The organism is Veillonella rodentium, assembly GCF_900187285.1.
Classification (GTDB): domain Bacteria; phylum Bacillota; class Negativicutes; order Veillonellales; family Veillonellaceae; genus Veillonella; species Veillonella rodentium.
Genome location: NZ_LT906470.1, coordinates 947,380 through 964,386, shown reverse-complemented (window position 1 = coordinate 964,386; position 17,007 = coordinate 947,380). Strand labels below are relative to the sequence as shown.

General features: G+C 41.1%; 19 protein-coding genes. All 19 read right to left on the bottom strand.

Features of this window, described 5'->3' with window-relative positions; all coding sequences use genetic code 11:
• Position 1: 1 nt before the first annotated feature.
• The 19 genes from ispG to def all read right to left on the bottom strand — a co-directional run bounded on the left by ispG (position 2) and on the right by def (position 17,006).
• Positions 2–1,078 (bottom strand): flavodoxin-dependent (E)-4-hydroxy-3-methylbut-2-enyl-diphosphate synthase, encoded by a 1,077-nt coding sequence (gene ispG / locus CKV62_RS04360; RefSeq protein ID WP_095065859.1) that lies wholly within the window; start codon positions 1,076–1,078, stop codon positions 2–4.
• A gap of 18 nt (positions 1,079–1,096) precedes the next feature.
• Complete coding sequence (gene rseP, locus CKV62_RS04355) at positions 1,097–2,113, bottom strand: RIP metalloprotease RseP (RefSeq protein WP_095065858.1); 1,017 nt, start codon at positions 2,111–2,113, stop codon at positions 1,097–1,099.
• A gap of 8 nt (positions 2,114–2,121) precedes the next feature.
• Positions 2,122–3,267 (bottom strand): 1-deoxy-D-xylulose-5-phosphate reductoisomerase, encoded by a 1,146-nt coding sequence (locus CKV62_RS04350; protein ID WP_095065856.1) that lies wholly within the window; start codon positions 3,265–3,267, stop codon positions 2,122–2,124.
• A 19-nt stretch (positions 3,268–3,286) separates the two neighbouring features.
• Entirely contained in the window at positions 3,287–4,108 is an 822-nt protein-coding gene (locus CKV62_RS04345) for a phosphatidate cytidylyltransferase (protein ID WP_095065854.1), read from the bottom strand.
• A gap of 2 nt (positions 4,109–4,110) precedes the next feature.
• The gene (locus tag CKV62_RS04340) at positions 4,111–4,872 is read right to left on the bottom strand and encodes an isoprenyl transferase (protein WP_095065852.1); all 762 of its coding nucleotides are present in this window, start codon (positions 4,870–4,872) and stop codon (positions 4,111–4,113) included.
• Complete coding sequence (locus tag CKV62_RS04335) at positions 4,853–5,077, bottom strand: hypothetical protein (RefSeq protein WP_231968382.1); 225 nt, start codon at positions 5,075–5,077, stop codon at positions 4,853–4,855. Before CKV62_RS04335 ends, CKV62_RS04340 begins: the two co-directional genes overlap by 20 nt.
• Before the next feature lie 26 nt (positions 5,078–5,103).
• Positions 5,104–5,664, bottom strand: a complete 561-nt coding sequence (gene frr, locus CKV62_RS04330; protein ID WP_095065848.1) for a ribosome recycling factor — start codon at positions 5,662–5,664, stop codon at positions 5,104–5,106.
• A 5-nt stretch (positions 5,665–5,669) separates the two neighbouring features.
• A complete protein-coding gene (gene pyrH / locus CKV62_RS04325; RefSeq protein WP_095065846.1) occupies positions 5,670–6,395 on the bottom strand; it encodes a UMP kinase in 726 nt (241 codons plus the stop codon).
• Positions 6,396–6,457: 62 nt separating this feature from the next.
• Entirely contained in the window at positions 6,458–7,138 is a 681-nt protein-coding gene (tsf, locus tag CKV62_RS04320) for a translation elongation factor Ts (RefSeq protein ID WP_038114899.1), read from the bottom strand.
• A gap of 99 nt (positions 7,139–7,237) precedes the next feature.
• A complete protein-coding gene (rpsB, locus tag CKV62_RS04315; protein ID WP_095065845.1) occupies positions 7,238–7,990 on the bottom strand; it encodes a 30S ribosomal protein S2 in 753 nt (250 codons plus the stop codon).
• 181 nt (positions 7,991–8,171) lie between these two features.
• The gene (rpe, locus tag CKV62_RS04310) at positions 8,172–8,822 is read right to left on the bottom strand and encodes a ribulose-phosphate 3-epimerase (RefSeq protein WP_095065844.1); all 651 of its coding nucleotides are present in this window, start codon (positions 8,820–8,822) and stop codon (positions 8,172–8,174) included.
• Position 8,823: 1 nt separating this feature from the next.
• Positions 8,824–9,687, bottom strand: coding sequence for a ribosome small subunit-dependent GTPase A (rsgA, locus tag CKV62_RS04305; RefSeq protein ID WP_095065843.1), 864 nt, complete (start codon positions 9,685–9,687; stop codon positions 8,824–8,826).
• An 8-nt stretch (positions 9,688–9,695) separates the two neighbouring features.
• Positions 9,696–11,615 (bottom strand): Stk1 family PASTA domain-containing Ser/Thr kinase, encoded by a 1,920-nt coding sequence (gene pknB / locus CKV62_RS04300; protein ID WP_095066702.1) that lies wholly within the window; start codon positions 11,613–11,615, stop codon positions 9,696–9,698.
• A 27-nt stretch (positions 11,616–11,642) separates the two neighbouring features.
• Positions 11,643–12,344, bottom strand: a complete 702-nt coding sequence (locus tag CKV62_RS04295; protein WP_095065842.1) for a Stp1/IreP family PP2C-type Ser/Thr phosphatase — start codon at positions 12,342–12,344, stop codon at positions 11,643–11,645.
• Positions 12,337–13,383 (bottom strand): dual-specificity RNA methyltransferase RlmN, encoded by a 1,047-nt coding sequence (rlmN, locus tag CKV62_RS04290; protein ID WP_095065841.1) that lies wholly within the window; start codon positions 13,381–13,383, stop codon positions 12,337–12,339. The genes CKV62_RS04295 and rlmN overlap by 8 nt, the downstream gene beginning before the upstream one ends.
• A gap of 20 nt (positions 13,384–13,403) precedes the next feature.
• The gene (gene rsmB / locus CKV62_RS04285) at positions 13,404–14,759 is read right to left on the bottom strand and encodes a 16S rRNA (cytosine(967)-C(5))-methyltransferase RsmB (RefSeq protein ID WP_095065840.1); all 1,356 of its coding nucleotides are present in this window, start codon (positions 14,757–14,759) and stop codon (positions 13,404–13,406) included.
• The gene (locus tag CKV62_RS04280) at positions 14,746–15,534 is read right to left on the bottom strand and encodes a DUF116 domain-containing protein (protein ID WP_095065839.1); all 789 of its coding nucleotides are present in this window, start codon (positions 15,532–15,534) and stop codon (positions 14,746–14,748) included. Before CKV62_RS04280 ends, rsmB begins: the two co-directional genes overlap by 14 nt.
• The gene (gene fmt, locus CKV62_RS04275; RefSeq protein WP_422821980.1) at positions 15,518–16,492 is read right to left on the bottom strand and encodes a methionyl-tRNA formyltransferase; all 975 of its coding nucleotides are present in this window, start codon (positions 16,490–16,492) and stop codon (positions 15,518–15,520) included. The genes CKV62_RS04280 and fmt overlap by 17 nt, the downstream gene beginning before the upstream one ends.
• Positions 16,493–16,517: 25 nt before the next feature.
• The gene (def, locus tag CKV62_RS04270) at positions 16,518–17,006 is read right to left on the bottom strand and encodes a peptide deformylase (RefSeq protein WP_095065837.1); all 489 of its coding nucleotides are present in this window, start codon (positions 17,004–17,006) and stop codon (positions 16,518–16,520) included.
• Position 17,007: the final 1 nt, after the last annotated feature.

The window sequence follows — 17,007 nt, the reverse complement described above, 5'->3', positions numbered from 1 at the left end:
ATTACTCCTCATCCAATGATTCTAAATATTGATCGATTTCTCTAAATAATGTATCAACAAGTTCAGATTCAGGCACGGTTTTAATAACCTCACCTTTTCTAAAGACAATACCTTGTCCGTCACCGCCGGCAATACCGAAGTCGGCCTCGCGTGCTTCCCCGGGACCATTTACAACACAGCCCATGACAGCCACCTTAATAGGTACCTTAATAGAAGCTAAGCGTTCCTCCACAATTCCGGCCATATCGAACAGATTTACCTGACATCGTCCACAGGTGGGGCAAGAAATCATGGTAGCCCCAAAGTTTCGCAGTCCCAGATTACTTAAAATACTTCGGCCTACTTCGATTTCATGAATCGGATCTCCCGTAAGTGAAACCCTCAATGTATCTCCGATGCCGTCCAATAATAAAGCCCCGATCCCCATAGCGGATTTAATGGTTCCTTGTTTTATCGTTCCAGCCTCCGTAACACCTAAATGCAATGGATAAGGAATCTTATCAGACAGTTTACGATACGCCTCAACCATAAGAGGCACCTCGGTTGCCTTAATAGATAATTTCATCTGACGATAATCGAGTTTTTCAAGAATACGAACATGTTCTAATGCGGTATCCACCATTCCGTCTGCCGTAGGATGTCCACCATGAGCATCGAGAATATGCTTTGGCAATGATCCCGCATTGACACCGATTCTAATCGGAATCTGCTTTGGTTTTGCTTTTTCTATAACGGCTAATACCTTTTCTTCACCGCCAATATTTCCGGGATTAATACGCAAACCATCGACATTATTATCAATTGCTTCCAAAGCTAATCTATAATCAAAATGAATATCTGCAATCAAAGGAATAGAAATACCCGCACGAACAGCCTTAATCGCCTTTGCGGAAGCCATTGTAGGCACTGCGACACGTACCAACTCACAACCTGCTTCAGCGAGATGATTAATTTCCGCAATGGCTTTTTCCGTATGTACAGGATCCGTAGTAATCATCGACTGAATACTAATCGGTGCGAAATCCCCAATTTTTACTGTACCTACATATATACCATTTGTAGGTTTACGAATAATCATTATAATCTCCTAATTGTATTATAGTAAACGGAAAATATCCTGAGTTGTCACATATAGGAATAATGTTACCAATAAAGCAATGCCGACCATTTGAATGTACATAAGCGCTTTAGCCGGTAACTTACGGCCCGTAATGGCCTCCACTATAATAATAATCAGATGTCCACCATCAAGAACCGGCAACGGTAATAAATTGATGACACCTAAATTAATGCTGAGGAATGCGGCAAATGCTAAAAGCGGTGCAAATCCGGATTGAGCTACCGTTCCTGCCATTTGTGAAATGCCTACAGGACCTGATAACTCAGCGGTTTGTGTACCCCGAATCATCTCATATAATCCCTGTATCATAGCTATTATGGTTTTACCTGTATCGATTACAGCTTTTGTGAAAGCTTCACCTACACCGTATTGCTCACTGGTAAAGCTGGGATAAATACCAATCTTTACTGATCCCTGCTCCATTTTAGGAATAACAGTCGTTTCGATGCTTTCACCATTACGATTTACCACAACAGGAACACCATGATTAGCGGTCCCCATTAAGCTAGGACGAATTTCTTCCCATTTAGTAATCGGCTTACCATCAATGGTTAGAATGCGATCGTTAGCCTTTAAATCAGCCTGCTCTGCAGCACTACCGGAAATAACATTCCCAATAACCGGTTCATCACTATATGTCATATTGCCTACCGTTAAATTTAAACCGAAGAAAATAACGATAGCCAACAAAAAATTAAATACTGCACCGGCGGAAATTACGATAAACTTCTTCCATGCCGGCTTTGTATAAAATGAACGTTCATGGAGTTCCTCCTCCGGACTCATACCGGAGATACGATTAAATCCACCCAATGGAATAATGCGAATGGAATACAAGGTTTCACCCTTTTTCACCTTCGCTATAGCCGGTCCAAAACCGATAGCAAATTCATCGACTTGCATACCCGACATCTTGGCCGTAATAAAATGGCCTAATTCATGAATAAATACAATTAAGCCAAATACAAAAATCGTGGCTAATGCCGTTGTCATATATACTCCTATGGCATCAATGATATGGCCTTTTCTCTGGCCCATCGATCGATGGCTAATAAATTATCTAATGTAAAAGTATCTTCTCTCCCCATAGAATCAAGAACAGCTGTAACAACCTTATATATATCGCCAAAGGCGATTTTATCATCTAAAAATGCATAAACAGCCGTTTCATTTGCCGCATTAAATACGGCCGGTTTAAAGCCTCCCGCACGACCTACCTCATAAGCAAGTCGTAATGCAGGAAAATCATCATATCGAGGCGGCAAAAATTCTAATTGTAACGCCTTTGCAAAGTCCAGATGAGTCATAGATAAATGCTCACGCTTCGGGTACGTTAAAGCATACTGGATAGGTTCACGCATATCGGGATTACCCAATTGTGCCAAAATAGCCCCATCCTTCATACGAATCATGGAGTGGACAATACTCTGCGGATGAACTACCACATCAATATGATCAAAATCAAAATCGAAAAGCCAGTGAGCCTCTATAACTTCAAGGCCTTTATTAAATAGTGATGCCGAATCAATGGTAATTTTATTACCCATATTCCAAGTAGGATGACGTAAACAGTCCGCTGCTGTAGCAGATTGAATAGATGCGGAATCCCAAGTTCGTAACGGACCTCCTGATGCAGTTACAATTAGTGAGTCCACATTACTGCGTTCCTGTCCTTCTAAACATTGGAATATGGCGCTATGTTCACTGTCAATCGGTAAAATCTGAACATTATGCGCCTTGGCTAAGGATGTAATAAGTGGTCCACCGGCCACGAGTGTTTCCTTATTGGCAAGGCCTATTGTCTTCCCTTTCTTGATAGCCTCAACAGTCGGTTCGATGCCGACAGCACCTACAATAGCAGTCACCACCATGGATGCTTCTTGAATAGTGGCCGCCGCAATGAGCGCCTCTTTACCGCCGATTAATCTGGTAGATCCGGTATAACGCTTTTGCAGTTCTTCAAATGATTTTTCATCGACAATACCTGCTATTAACGGCTCAAATTCTTTGATTTGTTTCTCTAAAAGATCGATATTATGATGCCCCACTAACGCGACAACCTTAAATTGATCCGGATGCTGAGAAACCACATCCAATGTTTGTGTACCTATGGAACCGGTACTTCCTATAATACTGAGATATTTCATGAGAGGAATCCCCTAATGTCTATGAAAGCATCAATACGTAAATAAGTATCGCCGGAGCTGTAAACAGCAAACTATCAAAGCGATCCAATACGCCGCCATGACCCGGCAGTAAAGTTCCGGAATCTTTCACATTACATAAACGCTTCAATTTTGATTCAAATAGATCACCTAAGGGTGCTAAAATTCCGCAAATCATCCCTACGTGAATACCGAACCAAAACGGAATTCCCACAATATAGGAGAAAACAGCACCTGTAACGATACATCCGATAAATCCACCGATAAAACCTTCTAAAGTCTTATTCGGACTGATAGTCGGAACTATTTTATGCTTACCAAAAGCGCGCCCTGCAAAATAGGCAAATGTATCACTGGCCCAAGTAGTGAATAACAAAAGCCACAATATAATAACGCCCCAATTATACAGTTCAAAAGGCATAGGTAATGACATGTATACCGAGTCATGGCGAATAATTAGTAACGACGCCATACCGATTACTACATAAAGTAAACCGAAGACGCTGTACGATACGCTCGACATGGTATATTTACTTTCACCGAAGGTACACAACATATAATTAGCGAATAAGCCCAACACAATTATGGCACCAGCCAATACATACATCTGTGTAGCCAATGCAATCATAATCAATAGCACACTCGCGTATCCCCATATAATAGACATACGCACATGTTTAGCTTTACCTAACAAGACAAATTCACGCCACCCCAAAAGTGCCAATATCGTGATAAGTGTATCATAAACAGAGCCGCCTATTGTAATGGCCCCAAGAGCAATGATAAACCCTATAACAGCAGTTATAACGCGTGTTTTTAACATTTCTACTCCTCATATAAGCCGCCAAATCGGCGTTCCCGTTTCTGATATGCAATTACAGCTTCAATCAATGTATCCTTTGTAAAATCAGGCCAATGTAAATCTGTAAACCAGAACTCCGCATAGGCAATCTGCCATAAGAGAAAATTGCTGATTCTATAATCACCGCTAGGACGAATCAGAAGATCCACATCGCTAAACTCCTTCGTAAACAAATGTTCACTGACATAATTCTCCGTAATATCATCAATACGAATAGAACCATTAGCAACAGATTCGGAAATATCACATATGGTTCTCACTATTTCATCACGTCCACCATAATTAATTGCCAACTGCAAGGTGAGCCCTGTATTATTCTTCGTTAATTGTTCTGCATCCTCAATGATGGATTGTAATTCTTGTGAAAGTCCGCCTATAAACCCGATAAATCGGATACGGACATTATGCTCATGCATATATTTCACGTTTTTATTTAAATATTCTTTTATCAAAGACATCAAAAGAGAAACTTCCTGTTCAGGCCGTTTCCAGTTCTCCGTAGAAAAACCGTATACGGTAAGCGCCTTGATGCCCAGTTCATCAGCAGCGATAACAATTTCCTTTAATACATCGGCACCCGCCTTATGTCCCATAGAACGTGGCATACCTCTGCGTTTCGCCCAGCGGCCGTTTCCGTCCATAATAATAGCAACATGTTTCGGTATAGCATTATTATCAATGTCAGATGTGGAAGGCTGATTACGGTTAAATATTTTCTTTAGCATAGTCTACCTCGATAGAACGTCCAAAGTCGGAAGCAATCATTGGTCTATACACTAATACATGTAAACACTCATCAACTCCGGTAATACGTGCTACATACAATCCTTCGTTAGCGATTTCAAAATATCGGTTGAAGGATGCTCCAATCATCACCTTAAAAGGAATATGGGCAGCCTGCAAACGAGACTTTGCAAGCTGCCATGGCATCCCAATAAGGGTATTAGAATTGCACATTATACTTCTAATACATCCTTTTCTTTCACTGCTTTTAATTCATCAATCTGTTTGATTTTAGAATCTGTTAGTTTTTGAATCTGATCTAATCCGTCTTTAACATCATCTTCGGTAATCGTTTTAGCTTTTTCTTCCTTCTTCAATGCATCATTCACATCGCGGCGAATATTGCGAACCGCAATTTTAGCATCTTCCGCTTTTTTATGAACCACCTTGACGATTTCTTTACGGCGTTCCTCTGTTAATTGCGGAATAGTCAAACGAATTTGAGCCCCGTCATTACCAGGGTTCAAACCGAGGTCAGATTGTAATATGGCTTTCTCAATAGCACCAATCATAGTTTTATCCCATGGAGCGATAACAATCATACGCGGTTCCGGTACGGAAATATTTGCAACTTGATTGATTGGAGTCTGACTGCCGTAATAATCGACCATAACTTTATCAAGTAAAGCAACACTAGCACGCCCCGTACGAATCGATGCAAATTCATGCTTTAAAGCCTCAATGGACTTTGTCATGCGCGCTTCTTGCTGTTGTAGTAACTCTTTAATTTCCATCTGAATCATTCTCCTCGAACTATGGTCCCGATTTCTTCACCCTTAGCGGCTTTAGTAATATTACCAGGAATATCCATGCTAAATACGATAATAGGAATATTATTATCTTTACATAATGTAGTAGATGTAGCATCCATAACTTTTAATTCTTTTGTAATAATATCGTTATATGTAAGCTCATCAAATTTTACGGCATCAGGATTTGTCTTAGGATCGGAATCATATACACCATCAGCAAATTTTTTTGCCATCAAAATAGCATCTGCTTCAATTTCGGCGGCGCGTAAAGCAGCCGTAGTATCAGTCGAAAAATATGGTTTACCAAGTCCCGCACCGAAGATGACGATGCGTTTTTTCTCTAAATGACGAATCGCACGTCGACGAATATAAGGTTCGGCGATTTCCTGCATTTCGATAGCTGTTTGAACACGTGTATCAACCCCAGCCTGCTCTAATGCATCTTGTAATGCCAAGGAGTTCATCACTGTAGCAAGCATGCCCATATAGTCGGCAGTAGCTCGGTCCATCCCTTGATTGCTTCCCGCCAATCCTCTCCATAGATTACCGCCACCAACAACAATAGCGATTTCTAAATCGGTAGATTTTGCCAAACTGGCGATTTCCTGGGCAAATTTTTCTACCACATCCGGATTAATACCGAAACCTTGATCTCCGGCTAACGCCTCTCCACTTAACTTCAAAACAACACGCTTAAAGTTTCTCTTTGCCATGTGTATACTCCTCTATTGCAAAATAAGAGAACACTGTACGGTGTTCTCTTATTAAATCTTACTTATTTACCAACAGATGCCATTACTTCAGCTACGAAGTCATCTTGACGTTTTTCAATGCCTTCGCCCAAACCGTAGCGCACAAAACGACGTACGTTGATGTTTTCACCGATTTTTGCAATATTTTCATTAATGATGTCTGTAACGGATTTGTCGCCATCCTTAATGAATGCTTGTTCTAATAGGCAATTTTCTTTATAGAATTTTTCAATACGACCGGCAACCATTTTTTCCAAAACAGCTTCAGGCTTTGGTTTGCGGCCCGCTTTTACGTCTTCTTCAGCTTCTACTTTAGCTTGTTCCAACAGTACTTGTTTTTCATGTTCGATTACTTCTGCAGGAACTTCTTCACGGTTCAAGTATGTAGGGTTAACAGCAGCGATTTGCATAGCGATATCGCGTGCCAAATTTTGGAAATCGTCCGTTTTAGCAACGAAATCAGTTTCGCAGTTAACTTCTACTAATACACCGATACGACCGCCCGCATGAATGTAAGAAGAAACAACGCCTTCTGCCGCAATACGACCAGCTTTTTTAGCTGCCGCAGCCAAACCTTTCTCACGAAGAAGGTCAACCGCTTTATCAATATCACCATCGGTTTCAACCAATGCTTTCTTAGCATCCATCATACCTGCGCCAGTCATGTCGCGCAATTCTTTTACCAAAGCAGCAGTAATTGCCATTATTTTGTTACCTCCTAGTATTAATTAAGGTAAGGATATAGTCCTTACCCTAATTATATATGTTATAGATTTATCTTTCAAATGCCAATCCGACAACGATTAAGCCTTACCGTCACGAACCATTTCAGCGGAATCAGCTACCATGTTATCCAATGCTTCTTCAAAGGATTCGCCTTGGCGACCTTCAAGAACAGCGTCAGCCATTTTACCAGCCAACAATTTTACAGCGCGAATAGCGTCATCATTTGCCGGGATTGGAAACTCAACTTCGTCAGGATCGCAGTTAGTGTCAACCGTTGCCACAACAGGGATACCCAATTTCTTAGCTTCTGCAATAGCGATTTTTTCCTTTTTAGGATCGACTACGAAAAGCGCCCCCGGCATTTTAAGCATATCTTTAATGCCGCCAAGGTATTTTTCCAATTTATCCATTTCATGACGAAGACCGATAACTTCTTTCTTAGGCAATACTTCGAAAGTGCCGTCTTCAGCCATAGCTTCCAATTGTTTCAAACGTTTAATACGTGTTTCAATTGTTTTGAAGTTAGTCAACATACCGCCCAACCAACGTTCGTTTACGAAGAACATGTTAGCGCGGATCGCTTCTTCTTTAATAGCTTCTTGAGCTTGTTTTTTAGTACCTACGAACAAGATTACTTCACCTTGGGAAGCAACTTCACGCAAGAAACTGTAAGCTTCTTCTACTTTTTTAACTGTTTTAGACAAGTCAATGATATAGATACCATTACGTTCAGTGAAGATGAATTTCGCCATTTTAGGATTCCATCTTCTAGTCTGATGACCAAAGTGTACACCAGCCTCTAATAATTGTTTCATTGATACAACTGCCATTGTGGCACCTCCTGTTAATTAACTTCCGCCGCTTCATCCTTCGGGCCACCCAAAATTAGGCACAGTACCGAAGTCCACTGACGTGCATATTTTTCATACCCACTAATTTTAACAAAAAAGTTTTTTAAAAGCAAGCAAAAGAGAGGCGAATTCCAAAGAATTCACCTCTCTAAATATTCTATCAATTTGTCCGAATCGCTTCAATCATCTTAGCCCGATTTGAAGCTCCGAATACTGCGTATCCCGCTACGAGTACCGTAGCACCAGCTCTTTTAATAGGTACACAGGTTATATCGTTGATACCGCCGTCTACTTCGATTACAGCCGAAGTATTATCAACCTCTTCAAGTAACAGTTTTGCTTGCTTAACTTTTTTTATGGCATTCGGAATAAAAGACTGTCCCCCAAACCCGGGGTTTACGGACATGATTAAAATCATGTCAAGATCAGCCGCAATATCTTCAAGAACAGCAACCGGAGTTCCCGGGTTCAATGCAATGCCGGCCTTCATACCGCATTGTTTGATATGCTGCACCAGACGATGTATATGAGGTACCGTTTCCTGATGAAATGTAAAGTACTCCACACCTATCTTGGCATACTCTTCAACATAATCTCCCGGGTTCGTCACCATCAAATGAACATCGAAAGGCATCTTCGTATACGGCCGGATAGCTTTCACAACAGGAGCACCAAAAGTCAGGTTAGGCACAAAGTGTCCATCCATAACATCGATATGTAATAAATCCGCTCCAGCCGTTTCAATAGATTTTAGCTCTTCACTTAAGATAGCAAAATCAGCAGATAACATAGATGGTGCAACTTTAATCATCTTAAAACCTCTTTCTTTGATTCTCTATGTCGTTTCGTATGGACATATACGCATCATAGCGCCCCTTATGAATTTGTCCGGATGCTAACGCTTCTTTAATGCCGCAAATCGGCTCATGTTCATGATAGCAAGGATTAAATTTACAATCCTCTACATATTCAGCGAATTCAGGGAACAATGTAGGCAATCGTTCCAAGGATACATCATTAAATTCGATAGCACTGAATCCGGGAGTATCCATAATAAAAGAATCCGTATTCAAACTAAATAATGATGCATGACGCGTCGTATGTCTGCCGCGCTTAATTTTATCACTTACTTCACCTGTTTGGAACGTAAATTTCGAATCCACCGCGTTTAGAAGACTGCTTTTACCAACCCCTGAGGGTCCTGCAAAAGCAGTAATCTTATGATCTAATACACGACGTAATTCATCAATACCCGTCATAGCATAGGTTGACGTCATAATCACATCGTAACCGATAGATCGATACAGATCCACCAGCGACATCGTAGATGCATCCATTAAATCGCATTTATTGACACATAATATGATAGGAATATCCGCATGTTCAATCATAACGAGCATCTTATTCAATAAAAGCTCGTTAATATCGGGCTCATGTGCAGCCACGACCAGGACCACCTGATCGATATTGGCCACAGCGGGGCGAATCATCGAATTATGACGCTCGTGAATAGATTCTATAAATCCATCGTTGGAAATAGTAACTCGATCACCTACTAATAAACTGTAACGTCCTTTTTTCAGTCGTCCACGAACCTTGCATTCATGAACGGTTCCTTCTTCATCCTGCACATAGAAGTAACCGTTCATATTTTTAATAACAATGCCTGTAATCATACTGCCTCTTATAATGCCGTATCTTGAACTAATGCGCCATTGAGATACACTTCGATACGAACATTACCGACACCTGATACTTTTTTAACTATGCGGTCACCAGGTTTATTCGTATCATCGTAAATTACGGCAGAACCTTCATCATCTTTTACGATGATCTTCAGTTCCTGATTTTTTGATCCCGGTGGTACTGTTACGTCAACGGTTCCGGTTGTTTTATTGCCGCTTTGTTTGGACTCGTCCTTCTTTTTGTCCTTATATTCGGTCGTAAGATTTAAGGACGAACCTTCATCTACCTCATCGCCGGCTTTGAGACTTTGTTCTGTTACCACAGATTTATCCTCTGCAGAACCGGCCACCTGATTTACAGCGATATTAACCGCACTTAATGCATCGCGGGCCTCTTTTAAAGACATGCCCACTACATTAGGTACCTTAACTTTTTTTACCTTCGCCTTATTTACCACAAGGTCGATTGTAGCACCTTTAGACACCTTGGAATCACCGGATGGCGTTTGCGCGATAATGACACCGTCAGGCTTTCCGTCTACACTCTCTTGTGTAATCTTACCTACAACAAGTCCTAAATCTTTGAGGCGCTGACGAGCTTGATCCACCGTCAGACCGGATAAGTCCGGAACCGTAAGATCCCCTACGCCTTTTGAAACAACGAGATGAATTGTACGTTGTTCTTTAACCTTTTCACCGGCATTCGGCGTTTGAGAAATGACTTGTCCTGCAGGCACATCAGAATTTGTAACCTCACTGGTAGACACGCGTAGATGTTTATCTTCTAAAATATTTTTAGCGACGGATACCTGTTTGCCTACTACATTAGGCACATCTACAGTTGTATTACTCCAGAAATTACCATAAGTTAAAAATGCTCCTAAAAAGGCGATTAAAAAGATGACAGCCGCCCCTAGAACAATGTATTTCTGCGGGATAGACGCAATTTTATTCAACATACGCTTCTTTTTACTCTCAACTTTCTGACTACTCTCTCTATCGATATTGAAATCCTCCAGTGCGTCAGGGTCCACCGCAGGAATCATCTGTGTCGCAAAATCATATGGTTCATGACGTTGCGTTTTTCCCATTGTAAATCCTTGTGAAAGCCGCAAATCACTAATCATATCCGAGATTGACTCAAATCGATCAGCAGGATTTTTTGCCAGTGCTTTCATCACAACCGCCTCTAAAAGCGGCGGGATAGATGGATTGTATCTAGTCGGCGGCGTAACCTTTTCACGCACATGTTTTAAAGCTACCGCAATCGGTGTCTCTCCCTCAAACGGCACACGACCCGTCAACATTTCGTAAAGCACAACACCTAACGAATAAATGTCCGTATTTCCATCAATAGGCTTACCGCTAGCTTGTTCAGGTGATAAGTAATGGGCGGATCCCAAAATGGAATTGGTATACATTACTGTATTTGTCGCATTCATAGCGCGCGCAATACCAAAGTCCGTTACTTTTACACGACCCGTACGAGTAATTATCACATTATGAGGTTTGATATCACAATGAACTATCCCCATCGCATGAGCGTGTTCGAGGCCTTCCGCAATAGCAATAGTGAATTTCACAGCTTCATCAATAGACAATCGACCATGACGCGTTATATATTCCTTTAACGTTTCTCCGTCAACATATTCCATAATAATATAATGTAAATTCTGATCAAAACCTACATCATACATATTGACGATATTAGGGTGATTAAGTTTCCCTGCCGCCTGTGCTTCACGTTTAAAACGTTTAACAAATTCATCATCGTTAGCAAAATTTGCATGCAAGATTTTTATAGCTACAGGTCTTCCTAATAAAGTATCTTCTCCAAGGTACACATCCGCCATACCGCCTACACCAATTTTATCAACGATGCGGTATCGATTATCTAGAAGTATATCCTTTATATTCATAGCACTCATTATTTCTCCGTTTCTAGACTAGATTGTACCAACCACAATAGTTACATTATCTCCGGCACCGACATCATATACAGCCGTCATTAAAGATTCGATAGCTTGCATATTATCATCAATAGCATGCAGAGTGGATGCAATATCTTCATCCGTTACATATCCGCTTAATCCATCGGTACACAACAAGATACGGTCACCGGTTTGTACAGTCTCAACACCACTGTCAACCTCGAGATTTTCATCGACACCGACGGCACGGGTCAATAAATTTCTTTGAGGATGTGTAAGCATTTCATCTTTCGTAATGTCTCCGGAATCCAGTAATTCTTGTACCATAGAATGATCCGTAGTAATTTGTCTCAATACGCCGTCTCTAAAAATATAAAGACGGCTATCTCCAACACTGGCCCAATATAATTTATCTTCATCAATGGCGGTTACCACTACGGTAGTTCCCATTCCAGCCAGACGTTCTTCATGAGCTACGTGATCGACAATCCGCTGATTTGCATGAAGGACAGCATCACATAAGTCCTTCTGTTCAACATGCTCTATAGCGGATAAGTAGTCTCGTATTTCATCTACGGCATACGTGCTGGCAATTTCACCGCCGCTATAGCCGCCCATACCATCAGTAACAGCACAAATAGGACCGTCTATAAAAAAGCGATCCTCATTACGCTGCCGTACAAGACCAATTTTACTTAAACCAACAAAATTATTCATAAGTCTCCTTTTCCCGTCCGTGAGCAGCTTTCAGCTGTCCACATGCGGCTTGGATTGCATCGCCCATTTCTTTACGTACAGTGACAGATATACCGTAAGATGCGACGATATCTTTAAATCTATTCATATTAATCATAGATGGTTTATATAAATCAATATGTTCATTGCCATTAACAGGAATCAAATTAACATGGCAATTCGGAAAATCCTTACAGATTTGTCCCAATACATGAGCCTCATCAAGGGAGGCATTCACGGAATCAATCAAAATATATTCAAAGGTAATACGACGCTGAGTCGTATCATAATAATATTTTACCGCATCCAACACCTGAGTCAAATTATAATGAGCTCCTACAGGCATTATACTACGTCGAATATCATCAGTTGTCGCATGCAATGACAATGCGAGCGTAATCGGTAAACCTTCATCAGCGAGCTTATATATATTAGGAACCCAACCACAAGTAGAAATGGTCATCTTACGATAACTGATATTACAGATCGTAGGATCATGTAATAACTTAAGAGCATTCAATACATTATCATAATTTTGAAGCGGCTCGCCGGCCCCCATTACAACAACAGAGTGAATCGGCTGCTTTATGATTTGTCCAAAGATAACAACTTGACCCACGATTTCCGCTACCGTTAAATCACGATATAAACCGCCCTGCGTAGAAGCACAGAACACACACCCCATCGCACACCCCACTTGGGAAGAAACACATACGGAATAGCCGTAATGCTGCTCCATCAACACCGCTTCAACCCTACTGTGGTCATTCATTTCCAGTAAGATTTTACGGGTCTTGCCGTCAGGTGCAATCGATTCTGTAATTAATGCAGGTATAGATATAACACAATTATCCGTTAACCACTGCCGTAAATCTTTTGGAAACTGTGTCATTTCCTGAAAGTCAAAAACATACCTGTGATATATATAATCAAGTAACTGTTTTGCTCGAAATTTTTGTATATTATGATTCTTGAAAATAATTTGTAACTCTTCTAAAGACTTACCCAGTAATTCTATCATAAATTCTCCATTTCTTTTGATTATGATAGGCGCTTCATACGAGCCATAAAGAATCCATCCATATCATCCCGAGGAGGATAGGTTGTAATCATACCATCCTTAGATGAAGGTAGTCCTTTCAATTCTACAGGTTCAATAACAAAGTCTTTATGGTGTTCCAGAAACTTTTCTAATACATCCCCGTTTTCACCGTGATTTAAAGTACAAGTTGAATATATGAGATAGCCCCCTAGCTTCACCATTTTGGATGCGCGCTCCAGAATTTCCAATTGTAACGTCGGCAGTTCACATAGTAACTCTTTCGACTTACGCCAACGCATATCAAGTTTTTTTTGTAAAATCCCTAATCCTGAACATGGTGCATCCACCAGGACACGATCAAATTGATTAATCCACGAATCAGGCAAGGTCCGTCCGTCCTGTAATTTCATGGAGATAATGGAAACACCGAGCCGTTCGGCATTGGACCGCATTAATTGTAATTTATGTTCATATATATCACAACTCATGATAGCGCCTGTATTTTCCATTAAGCTTGCCATATGCATTGACTTGCCACCGGGTGCAGCACAACAGTCCAGAATACGTTCACCCGGTTGAGGATTAACTACATGGGCTACAAGCATGGATGCTTTATCCATAAACGTGATATGACCGTCCAAAACAGGACGTGCCTTTTCCAAACGGCCTTGATGTCCATCGATATAAATACATTCGGGAATATATTCATCCTGGTCAACGGTCCAACCTAATGCGCGCAACTCCTGTAAGCATTCATCAACACTCACCTTAATCGTATTTATACGAGCTGTTAAACGAGATTGTTCATTAAACCAGGAACAAAGATCTATAGTTTTATCTTTTCCCATTTCGTTTAACCACAATTCCACAAGCCATAGAGGTTGGTTATAGATAAATGATATTTCTTCCGCTTCAGATGTAGCCAATTCACCGATGGAGATACTATCCCTTTCACGCAATACGGACCTCATGACGGCATTGACGAAGCCTGATAAACCTCGCGTTAATTTTTTTGCTAATTTAACAGATTCATTCACTGCCGCACTTTCAGGAACCTTGTCCATATATAATATTTGATAAATACCGAGGCGCAAGATCTCAACGACCATGGATGATAATTTTTTTATAGGCCTGTTAGTGAAATGAACAATAACGGCATCTAAATAATTTCTTCTGCGAATAACCCCATAAACGAGTTCAGTGAAGAATCGGCGATCCAAATCCTCTAAATGATAAGTTCGCAAATATTCCTGCAGCTTTATATTCGCATAGGCACCGTTGCGATTGATGTCAGACAATGCTTCCACAGCCAATAAACGTATATTCGGTTGTTGCTTATTCTTAACTAATATCATGATTATTCCTACCAATCAATTGTTCAACTACTGTACGAACACGTTCGGAATCAACCTTTGTATTACAGCAAGGCCCGTTAGGGCGCTCATTTAATACACCGATTACAGGAATCGGAAATACATCAGCCATACCGCTTGCTAAATCTCGTTCACACGCAATGGCCACAATCGCCTTTGGACGTGCCTCTTCCACCTTCAGACGCGCCAACGTCCCGCCGGTAACAACGATAAATCGGCATCCGTAGTCCCTCGCTATTTGTAATAGATCCCCCACCTGACATCGGCCGCACTGTTTACAATTATTTACATCATGAGTTATCTTATGCACGCAGGAACTTTCCTGTAGACAATGTGGCGTCAATAAAAGAATCCGTTCCGATTCAACAGTATACATATCAAGTGTGACCAAATGATTGATCAGATCGATCATCGACTGACGTAACCGATCCTTTGTAATCCCTCTCAATTTACCGAGGGTCAATGATAAAGGAAACAGTCCATATATAAATCGGTTTGCTAGGCGCAAAATAACAGGATGTAATTTAACTATCCCCGTAGAGGCCACAATTAATGAAACACATAAAAACCATATGATACAAATAATTAGAACCAGAATTACACAGATAATCAGAGGCGCCATAGAGTGTAATTTTAAAAGTCCGGGCCATAAAAGATACATGAGAAAGCTCAAAAACCCGGTCAAAATGGCACAAGTCAAAGTGGATAGTACAAGATACAAAGGAAATGTTTCGTATTGCTTAGATTTGGTTTCCAAAAACCATCCCGTCCTTTATTTGATGACCATTTACAAAATCATTTGCACTGATCCGTTTTTTGTTCTCCGGTTGAACATCGATAAGACGGATAAAGCCATGATCTCCGGTAGCGACAATCAATCCGTCCGCATGTGAAACAATAGTTCCCGGAGTACAATCGGATCGGATCATCACCGATTTACCGTTGAGAACAATGTTATTATCATCAGCAAGAATCTGTTCAACAGAATCTGCACGCCATATCTTTAACCGCTTACCCCCTAAGAATGTATAACAGCCGGGCGCCGGATTAAGACCGCGAATCAAATTGACAATGGATACGGACGACCGATTCCAATCAATAAGCCCCATTTCCTTTGTAATCTTCGCAGTATGTGTTGCCTCTTCATCATTCTGAGGAACAGCATTAATTTCACCGTTAACCCAACGATGTAAAACAGGTACAATCGTATCTGCGCCAAGTTGTGCAATACGGTCAAAAAGTTCACCCGTAGTTTCCCCCGGCAGAATATCCGTCTTAACAATGTCAATAATATCCCCCGTATCAAGGCCATCATCCATATGCATGATGGTAACGCCGGTTTCTTTATCACCATTTAGAACTGCATAATGAATCGGTGCCGCCCCTCTATATTTCGGTAAGACAGAGGCATGAATATTGATGCATCCATATTGGGGAAGTCGAATTAACCATGGCGGTAAAATCTTTCCATATGCGATGACAACGATCATATCCGGATTCAGCTGTTCCAATTGGGCCTGAATCGTCTCATCCCGCAACGTAACAGGTTGATAAACAGGCAAATCATGAGCCAGTGCAGCCATTTTTACGGGCGGCATCTGTACCTGTTTGCCCCGCCCTTTTTGTTTATCAGGCTGACAATATACGCCTACAACAGAAAAGTCAGACCGCACCAACGCTTCTAATGTGGGAACGGAAAAATCCGGTGTTCCCATAAATACAACACGTAGCGATTTTTTACTAGACAATTTCTTTCTCCTCCGGATGATCCGATATTAATCGTAAATTCGTCGCTTTTTCAATAAATAAATGTCCTTCTAAGTGATCGATTTCATGTTGAAAAATTCGCGCCAAAAATCCTTCGGCTTTAATTGTGACCTTTTTATTATAAGGATCAATCCCCTTCACGGTAATCCTTTCAAATCGCTCCACATCGCCAAAATAACCGGGAACACTTAGACACCCTTCCGGTCCTACCTGTGTACCTTCAGCATGCATAATCTCAGGATTGATTAAAGCGATGAGTCCGCTACCTACCTGATCATCAACGACGATAATGCGTTTCGATACGGCCACCTGTGGCGCTGCAAGGCCAACCCCTTGAGTTTCATACATAGTCTCCGCCATATCATCAATAAGTGCTCTTAATTTTTTGTTTACATAGTCAACAGGCTCCGCCACTTGTTTCAGTACCGGATGACCCGCCTTAATCACATCTAATACCGCCATA